At 49.5% G+C, this 20397-nt stretch carries 10 protein-coding genes; 6 read left to right on the top strand and 4 right to left on the bottom strand.

Annotated elements, in window-relative coordinates:
* The 4 genes from M3090_RS05435 (at position 1) to M3090_RS05450 (ending at position 12122) form a co-directional block, all read left to right on the top strand.
* On the top strand, positions 1-2976 hold the full coding sequence (locus tag M3090_RS05435) for a PEP/pyruvate-binding domain-containing protein (RefSeq protein ID WP_249054408.1): 2976 nt from the start codon (positions 1-3) through the stop codon (positions 2974-2976).
* A 976-nt stretch (positions 2977-3952) separates the two neighbouring features.
* Entirely contained in the window at positions 3953-7162 is a 3210-nt protein-coding gene (locus M3090_RS05440) for a SusC/RagA family TonB-linked outer membrane protein (RefSeq protein WP_249054410.1), read from the top strand.
* A 28-nt stretch (positions 7163-7190) separates the two neighbouring features.
* Positions 7191-8750, top strand: a complete 1560-nt coding sequence (locus M3090_RS05445; RefSeq protein ID WP_249054411.1) for a RagB/SusD family nutrient uptake outer membrane protein — start codon at positions 7191-7193, stop codon at positions 8748-8750.
* A 162-nt stretch (positions 8751-8912) separates the two neighbouring features.
* Positions 8913-12122 carry a S41 family peptidase gene (locus tag M3090_RS05450; protein ID WP_249054412.1) on the top strand — a complete coding sequence of 1070 codons (3210 nt, stop codon included), beginning with the start codon at positions 8913-8915 and terminating at the stop codon, positions 12120-12122.
* 151 nt (positions 12123-12273) lie between these two features.
* Here M3090_RS05450 and M3090_RS05455 read toward each other — a convergent pair whose 3' ends face one another.
* Together M3090_RS05455 and aroB are read right to left on the bottom strand one after the other, a co-directional pair.
* Positions 12274-13023, bottom strand: coding sequence for a NigD-like protein (locus tag M3090_RS05455; RefSeq protein ID WP_410553174.1), 750 nt, complete (start codon positions 13021-13023; stop codon positions 12274-12276).
* Between the two features lie 106 nt (positions 13024-13129).
* Positions 13130-14191, bottom strand: a complete 1062-nt coding sequence (gene aroB, locus M3090_RS05460) for a 3-dehydroquinate synthase (RefSeq protein WP_249054414.1) — start codon at positions 14189-14191, stop codon at positions 13130-13132.
* 342 nt (positions 14192-14533) lie between these two features.
* On the opposite strand from aroB, the gene M3090_RS05465 reads away from it, so the two are divergent.
* Positions 14534-17425: a TonB-dependent receptor gene (locus tag M3090_RS05465; protein ID WP_249054415.1), complete on the top strand. Its 2892-nt coding sequence runs from the start codon at positions 14534-14536 to the stop codon at positions 17423-17425.
* A 211-nt stretch (positions 17426-17636) separates the two neighbouring features.
* Positions 17637-19073: a cardiolipin synthase gene (gene cls, locus M3090_RS05470; RefSeq protein ID WP_249054416.1), complete on the top strand. Its 1437-nt coding sequence runs from the start codon at positions 17637-17639 to the stop codon at positions 19071-19073.
* Here cls and M3090_RS05475 read toward each other — a convergent pair.
* Complete coding sequence (locus tag M3090_RS05475; protein WP_249054417.1) at positions 19053-19619, bottom strand: RsmD family RNA methyltransferase; 567 nt, start codon at positions 19617-19619, stop codon at positions 19053-19055. The two genes, cls and M3090_RS05475, sit on opposite strands and share 21 nt — an antisense overlap.
* A complete protein-coding gene (locus M3090_RS05480; protein ID WP_249054418.1) occupies positions 19610-20386 on the bottom strand; it encodes a DUF3822 family protein in 777 nt (258 codons plus the stop codon). Before M3090_RS05480 ends, M3090_RS05475 begins: the two co-directional genes overlap by 10 nt.
* Positions 20387-20397 lie beyond the last annotated feature (11 nt).

Genomic DNA, 20397 nt, shown 5'->3' on the forward strand with positions numbered 1-20397 from the left:
ATGTTAAGCAAGTTCAAACTCAACCAGCTATATTTTAAAGACACTCAGTTTGCCGACCTGATGAAGCGCCGGATTTTCAATGTCCTGCTCATTGCCAATCCGTATGATGCTTTCATGCTGGAAGACGATGGCCGCATCGATGAAAAGATTTTCAATGAGTATGCCTCTCTTTCGTTGCGATATCCTCCCCGCTTTAGCCAGGCTACCACATGCGACGAGGCTTTGGCTCAATTGCAGTCCATGACGTATGACCTGGTCATCTGCATGCCCGGCACGGGGGAAACGGAAATATTCGACACTGCACGATGGATTAAACAAGACTATCCGCATATCCCTATTGTGATACTGACGCCCTTCAGCCACGGCGTAAGCGAACGCATGGCCAACGAAGACCTGAGCGCTTTTGAATACGTTTTCTGCTGGCTGGGAAACACCGATTTGCTGGTGTCCATCATCAAACTGATTGAGGACAAAATGAACTTGGAGCACGATGTCAACGAAGTAGGCGTGCAGGTCATCCTGCTGGTGGAGGACAGCATCCGTTTCTATTCGTCCGTACTGCCCAACCTATACAAGTTTGTCCTGCAGCAAAGCCAGGAATTCAGCACAGAAGCACTGAATGCCCACCAACGCACTTTGCGTATGAGAGGCCGTCCAAAGATTGTGCTGGCCCGAACTTACGACGAGGCTTATGGCATATACGAGAAATACAAGAACAACATACTGGGCGTCATCACCGATGTCCGTTTTCCCCGTATCGAGGGCGGACAGAAAGATGCCCTGAGCGGTATCAAGTTGTGTGCTGCCATACGGAAAGAAGATCCTTTCGTGCCACTTATCATTCAATCCAGCGAATCTGACAACGCTGCCTATGCCGCCAAATATGGCGCTGCTTTCATTGACAAGAACTCGAAGAAAATGGACGTGGACTTGCGGCGTATTGTATCGGACAATTTCGGCTTTGGTGATTTCATCTTCCGCAACCCGGAGACGGGCGAAGAAATAGCCCGTGTCAAAAACCTGAAAGAACTGCAAAATATTTTATTCGCCGTACCGGCTGAATCTTTCCTCTACCATATCAGCCACAACCATGTCAGCCGTTGGCTCTACTCGCGGGCAATGTTCCCCATCGCCGAATTTCTGAAGCCCATCACTTGGAACAGCTTGCAGGATGTCGATGCCCACCGCCGTCTTATCTTCGAAGCCATTGTGAAATACCGCAAGATGAAGAACCAGGGCGTGGTGGCCGTATTCAAACGTGACCGTTTTGACCTCTACTCCAACTTTGCGCGTATTGGTGACGGGTCATTGGGCGGTAAAGGGCGTGGCCTGGCTTTCATTGATAATCTGGTGAAACATCATCCGGAATTTGAAGAGTTTGAGAATGCCAAAGTAGCCATCCCGAAGACTGTTGTACTCTGCACAGACGTGTTCGACGAGTTTATGGAAACCAACAACTTATATCAGGTGGCCTTATCGGATACGGACGACGATGTGATTCTGCGCTATTTCCTTAAAGCCAAACTGCCCGACCGGCTGGTGGAAGACTTTTTCACTTTCTTCGATGTGGTGAAGTCCCCCATCGCCGTACGTTCGTCGTCGTTACTGGAAGATTCTCACTACCAACCCTTTGCCGGGATTTACAGCACATACATGATTCCTTACCTGGACGATAAGTATGAGATGCTGCGCATGCTATCCGACGCCATCAAGGGAGTATATGCCTCGGTATTCTTCCGTGATTCGAAAGCATACATGCAGGCCACCAGCAACGTCATTGACCAGGAAAAGATGGCAGTCATCCTGCAACAAGTGGTAGGTAATCAGTATGGCGACCGCTACTATCCGTCCATGTCCGGTGTAGCCCGCTCGCTCAATTACTACCCCATCGGCGACGAACGAGCCGAAGAAGGCATTGTCAACCTGGCTTTGGGCTTGGGCAAATACATTGTAGACGGAGGCATGACTTTGCGCTTCTCGCCTTACCATCCCAACCAAGTGCTGCAAACCAGCGAACTGGAGATGGCGCTGCGCGAGACACAAACCCGTTTCTATGCCCTCGACCTGAGCAACGCAGGCCATGATTTCTCCAACGACGATGGATTCAACCTGCTGAAACTACCGGTCAAGGAAGCAGAGAAAGACGGTTCATTAAACTATATCGCTTCCACTTACGACCCCTATGACCAGATTATACGCGACGGATTGTACCCCGGCGGACGTAAAGTCATTACCTTTGCCAATATCCTGCAACACGACGTCTTCCCCCTGGCACGCATCCTGCAATTGGCTCTGAAATACGGACAATCGGAAATGCGCCGTCCGGTGGAAATAGAGTTTGCGGCTACCTTGAGTCGTGAAAAAGACAAAACAGGCACCTTCTATTTGCTTCAGATACGTCCCATCGTAGACAGCAAGGAGATGCTGGATGAAGACCTGGCCCTCATCCCCGACGAAAAGTTACTGCTACGTTCCAACAACTCGCTGGGACACGGAATCATGGACGACATCTGCGACGTGGTCTACGTCAAGACAAACGATTACAGTGCCTCACGCAACCCCGAGATTGCCCGCGAGATAGAGAAACTCAACCGCCAGTTCCTCGACATGGGACGCCATTATATCCTCATCGGCCCGGGACGTTGGGGCAGCAGTGACCCCTGGCTGGGCATCCCCGTGAAATGGCCCCACATCTCGGCTGCCCGGGTCATCGTAGAAGCCGGGCTGACCAACTATCGCGTTGACCCCAGTCAGGGCACCCATTTCTTCCAAAACCTGACCTCATTCGGAGTAGGCTATTTCACCATCAATGCCTATATGAACGACGGACTATACAACCAAGATTTCCTCAACGCCCAGCCAGCCGTACAGGAAACACGGTACTTGCGTCACGTCCAGTTCGGGCAGCCAGTCGTTATCAAAATGGACGGAAAGAAAAAAGAAGGCGTAGTCCTGCTGCCCGGAGCCGAAAACTGACCTTTTGTCAATGTGACATTTTGCATTTCATAACTGCTGAGAATCGCGTATTTCCATCCCACAGACGAAGATACGCGATTTTTTCATACCATAACATTCACTGCACTGAAAGCCAATCAAATAAAGAAAATTCAACAAGTCAACGAGCAAGGAAAAAGCAGAATCAACCACTCCTTCTTACCTACATAGCATCACAAACAAGGCTTTCACGAACCTAAAGAGGGCTTTTAGCGTACTCAAAGCCCTCTTTAGACATAGCAGAAGCCTAATTTATCTTCGCCCGAAAGTGCATTTACATGCAAGAAAACGAATAGCCATGCAGAAAATCAAGCATAAATATTAAAAAACGAGTGCTAATCCACTCTACTTTCCAACTTTTCAAAAAACGAGGAGTCAGTCAAATGAAGAAAAATACATCCTTCTGAAACCTAACCAACGAACAAGAATAGCAAAAGGACAAAACAGGTTAAAGTTCCCCCTACGCCAGAGGTCTGTTCATCATCGCCCTCCCGTAATCACTGACGTGAGACAAAGCAAGCACCTTTTTAGAAAATAATAAACCACTACTCCAACCGCTATCGTTAAGGCCGGACAAAGAAGATATAAAAAAAGAAGCGACAACTCCGACTGCAGATATAGCAAACGACCAGACAACTTTCATCTCTTACAAAGTAAAGAAAAGACGTCTTTCCTCCGAAAATTCCATAAATAAAGAAATACTTTCAAGCCACATTTTGACAACAAATCAAAAGAATCAATGTTTATCCTTGCACAAAGAATATTTCACTTTATTCACTATAACTCATCGCATCTCTCAGCAATGCAATATTTATAAATCTACACAAGTAAGAGGCAAATCATGTGCAAATAGTCTGATTTTAACACACTAAAAAGAAAAATAATCCGAATATAACCTTGTTTTATAACAAAATGATTTCTACATTTGCCACGCAATCAACATAAATACTACAAACTTATGAAAAGAAAACTAAATCTATGCATCGCGTTCCTATTCCTCTTTACAGGGATAGTGTCCGCACAAATTACCACCATCAATGGGCGCGTAATTGCTGAAGAAGACGAAGAACCAATAGTAGGTGCGACAGTGCGTTTAGATGGAACAAAGCAAGGTACCATCACCGACGTAAATGGAAATTTCCGATTCGACAACGTACCGAAAAATGCCCACAAAATGATTATTTCCTTCATCGGAATGAAAACCGAAGAAGTAGACCTTGCCTCGAATGTCACTGTACGTTTGAAAAGTGACATCCAAGCTTTGGACGAAGTAGTTATTCAAGTTGCCTATGGAACGGCCAAAAAGACATCACTAACGGGTGCGATTTCGAATATTGACGCCACAGAAATAGCCAAACGTCCGACAACCAGTGTTGTATCCGCCCTGGAAGGAACGACTTCAGGCATTCAAGTGAACAATACTTATGGGCAACCTGGTGAAAGTCCCAGCATACGCATACGAGGTTTCAATACAGTAAACGGTGACAACAGTCCTTTATACGTATTGGATGGAGTTCCGTTTGGGGGTAACATCTCTGATTTAAACTCTGCCGATATTGAAAGCATATCTGTATTAAAAGACGCTGCATCAGCAGCCCTTTATGGAAACAGAGCCGCTAACGGTGTTATTCTGATTACCACCAAACGTGGTAAAAATGACCGGGCCAGAGTAAACATATCCACCACCCAAGGTATTTATACACGCGGCATTGCCGAATACGACAGGCTGGGGGCTAACGAATGGATGGAAGCTATGTGGCAAGGATACAGAAATCAATTGGTGAGCACAGGCACTCCCTTAGACGAAGCCAACGCACTGACATCGCAAAATCTCATTTCGGAAGTCATCGGTTACAATATATATAATAAGGCGAATAATGAATTGTTTGATGCCAACGGCAAGTTAGTGGCAGATGCACGTATCAAAGATGGCTTTAAAAACGATTTGGACTGGTACAAGCCTATTGAACGTACTGGATATCGCCAAGAATACGTCATTAGCGGCGACGGCGCTTATGAAAAAGGAGATTTCTATTTCTCTGCCAGTTATTTGAATGAAGAGGGATACATCAAAAACTCAGGTTTCGAACGCTTGACAGGAAGAGCTAATGTCAACCTAAAACCGACCAAATGGTTCAAGACGGGTTTCTCTATTTCAGGAACACATCAAGTAACTGATTTAACCAATGGCGATGATACCGGAGCTTACACCAATCCATTTGTATATGCACGAAATATGGCTCCCGTCTATCCCGTGCATCTGCATGATATGAGCACTGGTGATTATATCTTGGACGATACAGGCAACTTAGTGTATGACGACGGTGTTGAAAACGGACGTCCTCAAAACAATGGACGCCATATGATCTGGGAAAATGAGCTGAACATGGATCGTACTTACCGCAACACACTCAATGCCCAATTATATGCAGAAATCAATTTCTTAAAAGACTTTACTTTTACGTTGAAAGGAGACCTGAATGTACGAAACACTGAAAACCGTTCGTATGACAATGCCATTATAGGAGACGGACAAGGCAACAACGGGCGTTCGTCACGTACCATCTACCGGTATAAGAATTATACAGTACAGCAACAATTGAACTGGCGACGCACTTTCGGAGCGCATTATGTAGATGCACTCGTGGCACACGAAGCTTACGCTTATAAGTATAATTATTTATATGGATATAAAGTAAACGAGACATTCAGCGGAAAAGAAGACCTGGTCAACTTTAATGAGATTACTAATCTGACTGACTACGAAAACAACTACCGCACGGAAAGTTATTTGGGTCGTGTACGCTACAATTTTGCCGAACGTTACCACGTAGAAGCAGCCTTCCGCCGCGACGGTTCTTCGCGTTTTCACCCAGATAACCGATGGGGAAATTTTTGGAGCCTGGGAGCCAGTTGGATAATAAGCGAAGAAAATTTCCTCAAAAAATATGATTGGATTGACATGCTGAAGTTGCGCGCCTCGTATGGCGAAGTGGGCAATGACGCGGGCGTAAGTTATTATGGTTACATGTCATTATACACCATTGCTCAAAACGCCAATCAAGCAGCTCTGTATAAAAGCCAAAATGAAGCGTCAGACATCAAATGGGAAACGACCAGTTCGTTCGGCATAGCATTAGAAGGAACTTTATTCGACAGATTGAACTTTACTTTTGAATATTTCGATAAACGTTCACGTGATCTGTTGTTCGATGTAAACTTGCCTCTCTCTGTAGGTGGAACTACCTCTGACTCAGCCGAAGCAACCATCACACAGAATCTGGGAAGTGTTTCGAACCGAGGTGTTGAAATTGATATAGATGGGGACATCATACGAAACCGGAATTGGGTATGGAACTTGGGATTAAACGCCACCTTCATCAAAAACAAAATCGTACGCCTGCCCGAACAACACCGAGAAAACGGGTTGATAAACGGCACGAAAAAATATATGGAAGGGCACGGCGTGTATGACTTCTGGATGTATCAATATGTCGGTGTAGACCAAATGACAGGAAATTCTCTTTACTTGCCCGACTTAGAGGCTTATTCTATTGAAGAAATACCCGAAGAATATCTGGTACAAATAGGTGATAACTACTACACCACATACACCACCTATGCCAAGCGTGATTGGAGCGGAAGTGCCATTCCTAAAGTTTACGGCAGTATTTCCACTTCTCTCCAATGGAAAAATCTCGCTTTCTCCGCCCTATTCACTTACTCGTTGGGAGGAAAGATTTATGACTATTCGTATGCCAGCCTGATGGGCATGACCAGCAACCCGAGTGCCGCACACAAAGACATTCTAAACTCTTGGAAAGGTATCCCCGAGGGAATGACCGAAGATTCTCCAAACCGTATCGACCCCAACGGAACGCCCATCATTAACTATGAACTTAGCTCAAGAAACAATGCCCAATCTACACGTTTTCTGACTAATGCTTCATACCTGGTTATCAAGAACCTCACTTTAAGCTATGATTTTCCCAAGAGCCTTATCCAAAAGATAGACCTCAAATCACTGCGGCTTAACGCATCCGTTGAGAACCTCGCTACCTTTACCCACCGTAAGGGCATGAACCCGCAACAAAATTTCAGCGGAACCAGCTCTGACGTATTGGTAACCCCCAGAGTATTTACCATAGGACTTAATGTTACTTTCTAAACACAAAAAACAATCGAAAATTATGAATATGAAAAAATACAGAAACATAGCAGCCTTTGGGATGAGCGCCCTTCTATTGTGTTCATGCGGAGGCGATTGGCTGGACACAGCCCCCACATCGACCACCGGCTCGTCCACAGTATTCGAAAGCACCGAAAATGCAGCCATGGCCATCAACGGCCTTTGCAAGATGATGACCCGCCAATACCTTGGTTCACAAGGATTTAATGGCGAAGGAACTATCAAGATGTATTACGGAAACTATCCCAGCGAGAATTTTTCTGTCAACCTGCCCGGATGGAGCAATACCATCAACGGACGATACCTGGACAATGTCACCAGCACTTACGACTACTATCCATGGTATTACTACTACAAGCTGATAGGCAATGCCAATACCCTACTGGCCAATATAGACAACGCATCGGGCTCTCAAGAAGACAGAGACTTTATTAAGGCACAAGCTTACACGTTCCGTGCTTATAGTTATCTGATGCTGGCACAACTGTATGGAAACCGTTGGACTGATTCCAACGAAGGGACTACCGATGCTCTTGTATTGCGTACTGAACCGACCAATGACGACATGCCACTGTCTACTTTAGGACAAGCTTACGCACTGATATACTCCGACTTGGACAATGCCATCAGACTCTATGAATCATCAGGCAAAGACAGAGATGAGAACGACAATTACAGTCCCAACCTCAATGTAGCCTATGCCGTCTATGCCCGTGCCGCTTTGACCAAGCAAGATTATCGATTAGCGCGCGATTACGCCATTCTGGCTCGAGAAGGCTATCCGCTTATGAGCGTCAGTGACTATCAGGCTGGTTTTTGCACTCCCAACAGCGAATGGATATGGAGCAGTTATGGCGCATTAGACGAAACGCTATACTATTATTCTTATTTCGCCTACATTGCCTATAACTCCAATGCCAGTGCCGTACGTAGCTATCCCAAATGCATCAGCAAAGAATTATATGACCAAATACCTGCCACCGATATTCGCAAAGAGCTTTTCCTCGACCCGCAAGATGATGCCTATGACAGCAGCACGGGACGTGCAGATGGCGATTCCGATTTGGATCAACGCGCCCGGCAAGCATGGCCCGACCTAAAAAGCAATGCAGTGGTCTATGCCTATATGCAATTCAAGATTGCAGCCGAAGACATGCCCGGCGTGGGTCATCTCAACCACTTCCGTTCTTCAGAGATGTACCTCATAGAAGCCGAAGCCGACTACTTCCTCAATGACGGAGACGGAGCACGCGAAGCCCTTTTAGCCCTGACGCGCGACAGTGGACGCGACCCGGAATATACGTGTACAGCCACAGGCACTGACCTTTTAAACGAAATCAAGAAATACCGTGCCATAGAACTCTGGGGCGAAGGCTTTGAATGGTTCGACCTAAAACGCTGGGGAAATACCATCGAACGAAAATCGTTTGCTGACGGAGGAAATTTCATCACTGTACTGGCTGTTACCATTGAACCCAACGATAACAATCGCTGGACTTGGCGTGTTCCCAGAAGGGAAACCGATTACAATCATGCCATCACCGGCAACGGCGTAGACTCTGAATAAACACCTCTTTCCTTATACCTGAAGAAAGCGGTGCATCGGAACGTTCACAAGCGATGCACCGCTTCTTTCATCATCAGAAAGCGAACAAGTATCACCCGATACCCAGCTAACTAATCAATCTGAATAACCATACAAATTAACCGAACATAAAAAGATGAAGATATGAAACGATTTATCTTTGCCTCCGCCCTCATCCTAACGCACATAGTTGTGCAAGCCTCCACTCCGATGTGGGTACGTGACGTACGTATTTCACCTGACGGAGAATATATAGCGTTTTGCTACAAAGGAGACATTTATAAAGTAAATGTTCAAGGAGGAAACGCCATCCGTCTTACTACACAAGATTCTTACGAATGTAATCCTGTCTGGTCTCCAGACGGAACGCAGATAGCTTTTGCCAGCGATCGAAATGGAAATTTTGATATCTACGTAATGCCGGCTCAAGGAGGAGTTGCCCAAAGGCTAACATTCAACTCTAATGCCGAGATACCTTCAACTTTCACACCCGACGGAAAATATGTGCTCTTTTCGGGCACCCTACAAGATCCAGCCGGCAGTGCCCTCTTCCCCAAATCCAGCATGACTGAACTCTATATGGTGCCTGTCTCCGGTGGACGTACCCAGCAAATTTTAGGAACTCCGGCAGAAGAAGTCTGCTATGACCCGTCTGGAAAATATTTCTATTACCAAGATCGAAAAGGGTCGGAAAATGAATGGCGAAAACATCATACTTCGTCGGTCACCCGCGATATCTGGAAATATGACACCGCAACAGGCAGACACACTAACCTGACCCATCGCGAAGGAGAAGACCGTAACCCAGTACTGGCACCCGACGGACAAAGCCTCTACTTTCTCAGCGAACGAAACGGCGGTTCTTTTAATGTCTATTCGTTTCCTTTGGAACAGCCCCAAGAGGTAAAGGCTGTGAGCCACTTCCAGACACATCCCGTCCGCTTTCTCTCAATAAGCCGGAACGGGATGCTGTGCTATACATTCGACGGCGAAATCTACACGCAAATGCCCGACAGAACACCACAAAAGGTGAAGATTGAACTGATACGGGACGATGCCCCTCAACTGCTCACACTGAAATACACCAGTGGAGCCATATCGGCAACACCGTCGCCCGACGGCAAACAAGTGGCGTTTATTGTGCGGGGAGAAGTGTTCGTCACCTCCACAGAATATGGTACCACCCGACAAATCACTCATACGCCGGCTGCAGAAAAGGGCTTAAGTTTCAGCGCAGACAACCGTACGTTAGCTTATGCCAGCGAACGGACAGGAAACTGGCAACTTTACCTGGCCAAACTGTCACGAAAAGAAGATCCGAACTTTCCCAACGCAACTGTTATCACCGAAGAAGTATTACTGCCATCTAAGAACGTAGAACGCACTCACCCCCAGTTCTCACCTGACGGCAAAGAACTGGCTTTCATCGAAGACCGCAAACGGCTGATGGTAGTCAATCTGGAAAACAAACAGGTGCGTCAAATCACAGACGGAACTACTTGGTACAATACTGGAGGAGGATTTGAGTACCGCTGGTCGCCCGATGGGAAATGGTTCACGTTAGAGTTCATAGGAAACCGCCATTACTCGTACAGTGACATCGGATTGGTAAATGCCGCCGGGGGCTCCCCCATCATCAACCTGACCCAAAGCGGATATACCAGCGAGTCTCCCCGATTCGTGATGGAGGGCAATGCCATCCTCTTTCTGACCGAACGATACGGAATGCGTGCCCATGCTTCATGGGGGTCGGAAAATGATGCGATGCTGGTCTTTCTCAATCAAGAAAGCTATGACAAATATAATCTAAGCAAAGAGGACTATGAACTGCGCAAAGAGATGGGAAAAACTTCCAAGGATACCGAGAAAAAGAAAAAAAGTACGGCAAACCTTGTCATGGTGGAAGAAAAAGGACTGGAAGACCGCATCGTACGCCTCACCCCACATTCTTCAGACTTAAAAAGCGCCATTCTCTCGCCAGACGGGGAGAGTCTGTACTACATAGCTTCTTACGAAGCCGGGATAGCTTTGTGGAAGATGGATTTGCGCAAGAAAGAGACCAAACTGCTGCACAGGCTGAGCCGCGGATGGGCTTCGCTGGAAACGGACAAGGAGGGAAAGAATCTCTTTCTGTTGAACGGACGCAACATGCAGAAGCTGAACCTGGCAAACAACGAATTGGAGCCTGTCACTTACAGTGCCACGGTAAAGATGGATGCTGCCGAGGAACGTGCATACATGTTCGAGCACATCTACAAACAAGAACTGAAACGGTTCTACGACATCGACATGCACAAAGTGGACTGGAAGGCTCTGACGGAAGCCTACCGAAAATTCTTGCCCCACATCAGCAACAACTATGACTTTGCCGAACTGCTGAGCGAATGGTTGGGAGAACTGAACGTTTCGCACACGGGCGGCCGCTACTCCCCCTCCCTGCCTGGCGAGCGGACGGCCCAAACGGGATTGCTGTTCGATTGGGACTATCAGGGAGCGGGACTACGCATTGCCGAGGTGGTAGAGAAAGGCCCCTGCGACAAGGCACAGACTCTGATACGAGCCGGAGTAATTGTCGAACAGATAGACGGGACAGCCATTGGTCCCGAAACCGATGCCAGCCTGTTGCTCAACGGCAAGGCGGGACGCAAGATGCTGCTCTCGCTGTTCGACCCCACATCGGGCAAACGTTGGGACGAAGTCATCATCCCCATCAGCCAAGGAGATTTCAACGATTTGCTCTATCGGCGATGGGTCAAGCAACGGGCAGCAGATGTAGACAGGTGGTCGGATGGAAGGCTGGGATATGTACATATCCAGTCGATGAACGACGACAGTTTCCGAAACATCTATTCCGACATTTTGGGCAAATATAACCAACGCGAGGGCATTGTCATCGACACCCGTTTCAACGGTGGAGGACGCTTGCACGAAGACATCGAAGTGTTGTTCAGCGGACAAAAATACTTCACCCAGGTGATTCGCGGCGAGGAAGCTTGCGACATGCCCAGCCGACGCTGGAACAAACCCTCCATCATGCTGACGGGCGAAGCCAACTATTCCAACGCTCACGGCACGCCCTGGGTGTACAGCCACCAAGGACTTGGCAAACTGGTGGGTATGCCTGTACCGGGCACCATGACCAGTGTGTCGTGGGAAAGGCTGCAAGACTCTACCTTGGTCTTTGGTATTCCCATCGTGGGCTACCGCTTGCCAGACGGGAGCTATCTGGAAAACACGCAACTGGAACCGGACATCCGTGTGGCCAACGACCCCGCAAGCATTGTACAAGGAGAAGACTCGCAATTGAAGGCTGCCGTGGAGGAATTGCTGAAAGAAATTGATGGGAAAATCTGATACAGTCGTAGATGGTAACCTACAAACGTCGTAGATGGTAATCTACAATAAAACAAGATAAGGCCTTGCACCTGCCCTTTGTCCGGGCAATGGCGCAAGGCCTTTTAGTTAACACATATGTCAAGGTCAGGTTTCCTGTTCGCTGTCGTCCTTAATGGAGGTTCAGACTGTTTCTGACAGCAGTTACTTCTGGCAGCGACGGCAACGTGGCACTACGGGTGCAGTAATCAAACTGGTATGATTTTTCTCCGCTGAAAGAATGCCACTTCAGGGTCAGCTTCACAGTCTCCCCTTTCGTATCGGGCAAAGAAGTCAGGCTGAATGCCACCAACCCATCGCCGGGTTGCCCATAGGTATCGCCATAGGCATTATGACGAAACTCTACTTCATAAGGGTCATCCGGATTGTTGGTAGAAATGAGGTTGACGAAATGTTTCTTGCCCGGGTCATTCCACACGGTGCGGAAGCGCAAAGTCAGATAACCGTCTTCGGCAATGGTCACCCAGTCGGCTACCATCTCCACAGGGTCGTTTCCATAGACCTCATCATTCTCCGTATCGCCCAAATTGGGAGCCATCTGTTTGGTCAGCAGGCTGTCAATCCAATTGACATGGACTGCCTGATTATACTCGCCGCTCGGTTCGTCCACGTTCGTATAGTTCACCAAGGCACGCACCTCTTTTTCCCCGAAAGGAGAAGTCGTCAGGTTGACCGGTAGCAAGGTAGTCTGCTCGTCCAGTTGCAGATAGACCGTGTTGTCCGCATCGTGTTTCACCGTCACCAGCGCATTGGGCATCAGCAGGGCATAAGAATCATCGTCGTCATCATCCAAACAAGACTGGAAACTCAACGAGCCCACAACCAATGCCAACATCAGATACCATTTCTCTTTTCTAATCATTGTTTTCATATCAAGTCCACATTTTATAAGTTATACATTCGCTTTTCGTAGAGAAAAATGGAAAAACAGCAGAAAGGCTGCGTGAACTTGTGTTAAAGTTTGATGATTAGATGCCCATGACTTCACGGTAGAAATCAAAAGCCTCGAAAATGCCGTCCCGGTCGGCTGTCTGGTTAATGGCTATTTCGCCGATATCTTTCAGCAAAGTAAAGTTTATGACGCCCGCCGTGTTTTTCTTGTCGTGCTGCATCAGCTCGTACAGACGGTCATAAGACTTGCAATCGAACGGGAAGACACCATAGTTTTGCCGGATGAAATGAACGGTCTGTTGCATACGCTCTTTCGGGAACCCCGTCTTCCGGAAAGACAGGTACAGTTCGCACACCAATCCCCAGGCCACAGCATATCCATGCAACACAGGACGTTCTTCGGCCAATGCCAAACTCTCAAAAGCATGTCCCACCGTATGTCCCAAGTTCAGAGCCTTGCGTATGCCACGCTCCAAGGGGTCTTCGCGCACGATATTCTCCTTCACCTGCACCGAACGGCCCACCATCTGCTTCAACCGGCCATAATCTATACATTCCGTATCGAAAGTCAACAGTTCGGCCCAGTGTTCGGGTGTGCTGATGAGGCCGTGCTTCAGCATCTCGGCATAGCCGGAGAAGAAATTGTGTGCATCCAGCGAGCGCAGGAACTCAGTCTCGATAAGCACGCTGGCAGCCGGCGAAAAGGCCCCGATTTCGTTCTTCAGCCCGTTGAAGTTGATGCCCGTCTTGCCGCCCACGGCCGCATCAACCATGGCCAGGAGCGTGGTAGGCAGGTTGATGTAGGCAATGCCACGCTTGAAAGTCGATGCGGCAAAACCGCCCAGGTCGGTCACCATGCCGCCGCCCAGGTTGAGCAGCAACGAATGGCGCGTGGCCCCCCCATCACTTAACACCTGCCAGACAGAAGCCAGCGTGGCCAGGTTCTTGTGCGCGTCACCGGGAGCGATAACAATCTCGGCCGCCCCCCGCACGGCCTCCACGTCCTTCAGCAAGGGGAGACAAAGGCGGTGCGTACATTCATCGGTCAGGATAAACAACTTGTCATGCGGACACTGTCCGACGGCCCGTTCCAGGCTATTTGCCAGGCCTTCGCAAAGGATTACTTCTTGCTTGTTCATAATCTATCTGTATTTAATAATTACGGTTCACAGCCCGGTTGCTTATCAGCCAAACCTGGACCGAACGTTAGCCTGCCCCGGACCGAACACTAATCTAACAGCAAACAAACATTAACGCCAGAGCTAGTTTGTATCAATCTGTTAAAATATCAGGTCCCCGGGCTTCGCGTGCAAAGATAAGGTTTCTTCGCCGTTACTCTCCCACCCGTTCGTCGACATTTTAAAGGAATTAGTCGATTAATAAGACATTTTATCACTTCAAGCATTAAACCTTCTAACAACATGCTCGTCAAAAGGGCATTGGTAACTCATTTTTTAAGGTAAGTAAGAATAGACAAACACATGAACAGATTCGTTGCAGGGATGGTGCTGCTATGGGCCGTGGCACTGTCCGCATTTTCACAAAGTAAAGCTGTCGACATCATGGGACGCATCATGGAAGGCGATACCAACCAACCGGCCATTGCAGCCAGCGTGCAACTGCTCAACCTGCCCGACAGTACCCAATCCACCGGCATGGCCTGCTCGCCCGATGGCTACTACCGCCTGCAGGCAAAACCGGGCAAATACGTACTGAAGGTCTCCTACTTAGGATACATCACCCAGCTCATCCCCTTGCAGGTAACCTCGCAAAACAAACGGATGCCCGACGTGGTCCTGCAACCGGACGCTATCCTGCTGGCCGAAGCCGTGGTCACCGCCCAAGCCCCCCAGGTGCAGGTGGTGGAAGACACCATACAATTCAACTCGTCGGCCTACCGCACCCAACAAGGGGCCGTGCTGGAAGACTTGGTGGAGAAACTGCCCGGCGCGGAGATTGACGACAGCGGAAACGTAAAAATCAACGGAAAAGACATCTCGAAGGTCATGGTCAACGGACAGGAATTCTTCGGCGGCGACGTGGCCACAGCTTTGAAGAACCTCCCCGTCGAGATGATAGACAAACTGAAAACCTACGATAAGAAATCTGACCTGGCACGTATCACCGGCATCGACGACGGAGAAGAGGAAACCGTGCTGGACCTGACAGTGAAAAAGGAAATGAACACCGGATGGTTCGGCAACGTGGACGGAGCCATCGGCACAGAAGACCGATACTCGGCACGCGGCATGGTGAACTACTTCCGCGGTCCGACGCAAGTGTCGCTCATAGGCTCGGTAAACAACGTCAACGACCAAGGATTCCGCGGAGGAGGCGGAGGACCGCGCTGGAACCGCAACAACGGATTGACGGCCAAGAAGTGGATTGGCCTGGATTTCTTCACCAAAACTGACAAGATAGAGTTGGGAGGCAGCGCCCGATACAATTATACAGGCAACGACGTGGGAAGCATCGGTTCTACCGAGGACTTCCTGACCAGCGGAAATTCATTCTCCAACTCAAACACCAATGCCCGAAACCGCAGCAAGAACTTCAATGCCGACTTCCGCATGGAATGGAGACCGGACACGCTGACGAACATCATCTTCCGCCCCAACATATCGTACGCAAAGACGGACAACCTGTCACTGTCGGAATCGGGAACGTTCAATGCTGACCCCTATGACCTGGTAGACAATCCGAATGACTACCTCAACCTGGAAAAGCTGGCTATGGAAGATGACCCTCTGGAGGAGGTACGCGTAAATGCCATCAACAGCGGCACGCTGACCGACGGCAAGGATTTGAGTGCCAACGGTACCCTGCAGATAAACCGTAAACTCAGCCCCGACGGGCGCAACATCACCTTCCGCGGACGGTTCAGCTATGGGGACAACGTGAACAGGCAGTACACGGAATCGCAAACCAACTACTTCTTGCTGCAAAGCTACCTGGGGGGAGACTCTATCCTGATACGCAACCAATACATAAACACGCCGACGAAGGACTTCAACTACCGCGCACAACTGACATACAGCGAACCGATTGCCAAAGCCACGTATCTGCAGTTCAGCTACCAATTCCAATACATGTACAGCGAAAGCGACCGCAAGACGTATGACCTGCAATCGTATGGCAACGATTGGAACATCGGCGCGGCTTTACCCGCAGATTATGCGGCTCACGAGGTGGACAGCCTGGGGAAATATGCCGAGTACCGCTACTACAACCACGACGCATCGCTGGCCCTGCGCTTTATCCGCGAGAAATGGCAACTCAGTTCGGGCATCTCCCTGCAGCCGCAACACACCGTGCTGTCCTACAAGCGGGGTGACTATATGGTGGACACCACGCGCAACGTGTTCAACTTCGCACCCAACATCGACTTCCGCTACCGCTTCTCGAAGGTCAGCCAACTGCGCTTCACCTACCGGGGACGCAGCAGCCAGCCGTCGATGGAGAACTTGTTGCCTATCGTGGACAACTCGAACCCGCAGAACATACGTGTGGGCAACCCGGGACTGAAGCCTTCGTTCAGCCACACGCTGCGCTTCTTCTACAACGACTACAAGGTGGAGCAACAACGGGGCATCTTTTCGCATGCCAGCTTCCAGGCCACGCAGAACAGTGTGAGCAACAGCCGTGTCTACAACGAATCGACCGGTGGATGGACCACAACGCCGAAGAACATCAACGGCAACTGGAATGCCTTCGCCATGTTCGGCTTCAACACGGCCCTGAAGAACAAGAAATTCAACATCGGTACCTTCACCAGCTTCAACTACCAGAACAACGTGGGCTACCTGACGGACACGCAGACACGCGTAGAGCAGAAGAATACGACGACCAACCTGAACATCAACGAGCGGTTGCGCGGCTCTTACCGCAACGACTGGCTGGAGGTGGGGCTGAACGGCAGTTTCTCGTACACGGTGGAACGGGACAAGCTGACACCGTCGAACAACCAGGAGCCCTACAACTTCTCCTACGGCGGATTCACCAACATCACTGCCCCCTGGAACATGTCGCTGTCCACCAACATCACCAACCAGGCACGGCGCGGCTACCGCGACAGCAGCATGAACCGCAACGAGCTGATTTGGAATGCCCAGTTGTCGCAGACTTTCCTGAATGGCGACGCCACCATCAGCTTCGAGATGTATGACATCCTGCGCCGGCAGAGCAACATCACCCGCTCGCTCACCTCGAGCGGACGCTCGGTGTACGAGTACAACGGCGTGAACAGCTATTGCATGCTGCGCTTCATCTACCGCCTGAACATCTTCGGAGGCAAACGGGTGAAGCGCGAGGAGATGCCCGGCATGGGTGGCCCCGGCGGCCACGGACAGGGCAGAGGGCCACGCCGCTTCTGACGCCCCCATACCCCCTCCGGGCGGTTGCGGGTGTGTCCTGACTATCTCACGGGTATGTGACCTAAGTACCTCACAGGTATGTGAGGTAAGTACCTCACATACCCGTGACATTTTGCCTCCATCTATCCCCGCCACGTAATTCCCCCTCTCCGGGCTTGGCCGCTTCAACCATTTTATATACTTTTGCCGTTGAGCAACAAGTATCACAACCATGGAATGGAATCTGCTGATAGAGCAACTGGCCCGCGTGGCCTTCGACATCGTCTTGTGGGCCATCATCATCGGCACCATCATCGTCATCGTGATGGACAACCGCAACCCCGTCAAGACGATGGCCTGGATATTGGTGCTCATCTTCCTGCCCGTCGTGGGACTGGTATTTTACTTCTTCTTCGGACGCAGCCAACGCCACGAACGCATCATCGGCAAAAAAGTCTACGGCCATCTGCTGAAGAAACCCATGGCAGAATACCTGGCCCAACCCACCTCACCACTTCCCATAGCCTATCAACGCCTCGGCCTCCTGTTCTACAACGTCAACCAGTCACTCCCTTTTGACGGAAACCTGGTGGAAACCTATACCTCCGGCTACACACTGCTCCCCGCCCTGCTGCGCGAAATGCAAGGCGCCCGACAGCACATCCACATCGAATCCTACATCTTCGAAGACGACGCCATCGGCCGCCTGGTGCGCGACGTCCTGATAGAACGCTCCCGCGCCGGCATCGAGGTGCGCGTCATCTACGACGACGTAGGCTGCTGGCACGTCCCCACCCGGTTCTTCGAGCAAATGCGCGAAGCCGGCATCGAAGTGCGCAGTTTCCTGAAAGTACGCTTCCCCCACTTCACCAACAAAGTGAACTACCGCAACCACCGGAAAATCATCGTCATAGACGGCTGCACCGGATTCGTAGGCGGCATGAACCTGGCCGAACGATATGTGAAAGGATTCCCGTGGGGCATCTGGCGCGACACCCACCTGATGCTGAAAGGAAAAGCCGTGCACGGGCTGCAAACAGCCTTCCTGCTGGACTGGTACTTCGTAGACCGCACCCTCATCACTTCCGCCCGCTATTTCCCACGCCTGGAAAACGTCGGGACTTCACAAGTACAAATCGTCACCAGCGAACCCGTAGGACCTTGGCGGGAAATCATGCAAGGACTCATCATGGCCATGTCCGGTGCGAAAAAATACTTCTACATCCAAACCCCCTATTTCCTGCCCACCGAGTCAATGCTCATCGCCATGCAGACCGCCGCCTTGTCCGGCGTAGATGTGCGCCTGATGCTTCCCCAACGGGCAGACAACAGGCTGACCCACCTGGGTTCATGCTCCTATTTGGCCGACGTGCTGCAGGCAGGCGTCAAAGTCTATTTCTACCAGAAAGGATTCCTGCACTCCAAATTAATGGTAACAGACGATACCTTGTCCACCGTAGGCTCTACCAACATCGATTTCCGCAGTTTCGAGCACAACTTCGAAGTCAATGCCTTCATCTACGACACAGAGACAGCCTTGCAGATGCGCGAAATATTCCTGCAAGACCAACGCGACTGCAAACAAGTGTTCCTGAAAAACTGGATAAAGCGCCCGTGGTATCGCAAAGCAAGCGAAAGCATCATCCGCTTATTCTCCCCCCTGCTCTGAATCCGCAGAGACACCAAAGAAACTGAAGTTCACACTGCCATAACTCCGGTGTTCGATAAAGCAAGGATGTGCCTCAAAGTGATTCTTTTTCCCATGCTCCAAAACAAAAAGGCCTCCCGGTTTCAGCAAACCATTGCCCAAAACCAAGTCAGGCAAAGTCTCCAGGTCCTTCAACTCATAAGGCGGGTCGGCAAAGACCAAATCAAAACACCGGTGTGTGCTCTTCACAAACTTAAAGACATCGGCACGCACAGGCAACCAGTTCACAGCCTTCAATTCTTGCATGACCTTGCAGATAAAAGCATAATGTTCACGGTCTTTCTCCACCGAAACCACTTGAGTGCAACCACGCGACAACAATTCCACGCTGATACTGCCCGTTCCCGCAAACAGGTCAAGAGCTTCCACTCCCCCCTCCTCAAAGTCTAAATGATTGGACAAGACATTAAACAGATTCTCTTTAGCGAAATCTGTCGTAGGCCTCGCCTTAAAAGAGCGCGGCACATCAAATCGCCTCCGCTTATATATACCACTGATTACTCGCATAATACAACAGTTTGCAAATCCATATTTCCAGCCGGCTCCATCACCGAGACCCAGCGGATGAAATCCTTCAGTCCGGTAAGCAAATCAGGCTTTTCGTCCACTCCGCCCAACAAGTAAAGCTCATCGTTCTCCTGGTCAAAGCCCAACATCTGCCAAATACAAAGTATGTAATAGATACAGTCTGTCACTTGTCCGTATTTATACGAATTGGCCAACAAAAGCCGACCACATTCATAGCTCAAAACATCGATGTACTCACGCCGCACATGTACATACATCTTCCGGGCATTGTTCAAACGGCTCTTTATTGCGAATTGGTCTATCAGCGGAGAGACCTGTGCATAAAATCTTGCTTCCGGCTGCCATTCTTGTACTGCCTCGACCACACTCCGGTCTATCCCAAACAACACTACTGCATGGCTATTGCCCAAGATGTTATAGAGTACCGATTCATTCTCTTCTTTTGAATGATTCTGGTAAAAGAACGCTTCTACACAGTCATCCTCGAAATATTCCACAGGCATAAGGGTAAAACGTTTGGTGGCCAACAGCACATTTACCTTCCGGAAAGGACGTTCCAGCCACTTCAACTGACTGAAAGCTTGCCTGAGATTGAGCGCCAACGGCAAAGTCACATCTACCGGATAGTTTTCCAACGCCCCGCCTTCGTCATTATTGCCTAAAGGATTGGAGACAGCGAAAACGAACCCTTCCGTGCTTATCCGCATGGACAGGATGCTTTGTTCTGTGTTACTGCAATTTATCATTCCCATTATAT

Origin of the sequence: Bacteroides sp. ET71, from assembly GCF_023336905.1 — a bacterium.
In the GTDB taxonomy this organism is placed as follows: Bacteria; Bacteroidota; Bacteroidia; order Bacteroidales; family Bacteroidaceae; genus Bacteroides.

Excerpts from the sequence above, each read along its gene's own strand:
- M3090_RS05445 (WP_249054411.1), top strand. The coding sequence starts at position 7,191 with ATGAAAAAATACAGAAACATAGCAGCCTTTGGGATGAGCGCCCTTCTA.
- M3090_RS05475 (WP_249054417.1), bottom strand. The coding sequence starts at position 19,619 with ATGCGAGTAATCAGTGGTATATATAAGCGGAGGCGATTTGATGTGCCG.
- M3090_RS05455 (WP_410553174.1), bottom strand. The coding sequence starts at position 13,023 with ATGATTAGAAAAGAGAAATGGTATCTGATGTTGGCATTGGTTGTGGGC.
- M3090_RS05480 (WP_249054418.1), bottom strand. The coding sequence starts at position 20,386 with ATGATAAATTGCAGTAACACAGAACAAAGCATCCTGTCCATGCGGATA.
- M3090_RS05465 (WP_249054415.1), top strand. The coding sequence starts at position 14,534 with ATGAACAGATTCGTTGCAGGGATGGTGCTGCTATGGGCCGTGGCACTG.
- M3090_RS05450 (WP_249054412.1), top strand. The coding sequence starts at position 8,913 with ATGAAACGATTTATCTTTGCCTCCGCCCTCATCCTAACGCACATAGTT.
- M3090_RS05435 (WP_249054408.1), top strand. The coding sequence starts at position 1 with ATGTTAAGCAAGTTCAAACTCAACCAGCTATATTTTAAAGACACTCAG.
- M3090_RS05440 (WP_249054410.1), top strand. The coding sequence starts at position 3,953 with ATGAAAAGAAAACTAAATCTATGCATCGCGTTCCTATTCCTCTTTACA.
- aroB (WP_249054414.1), bottom strand. The coding sequence starts at position 14,191 with ATGAACAAGCAAGAAGTAATCCTTTGCGAAGGCCTGGCAAATAGCCTG.
- cls (WP_249054416.1), top strand. The coding sequence starts at position 17,637 with ATGGAATGGAATCTGCTGATAGAGCAACTGGCCCGCGTGGCCTTCGAC.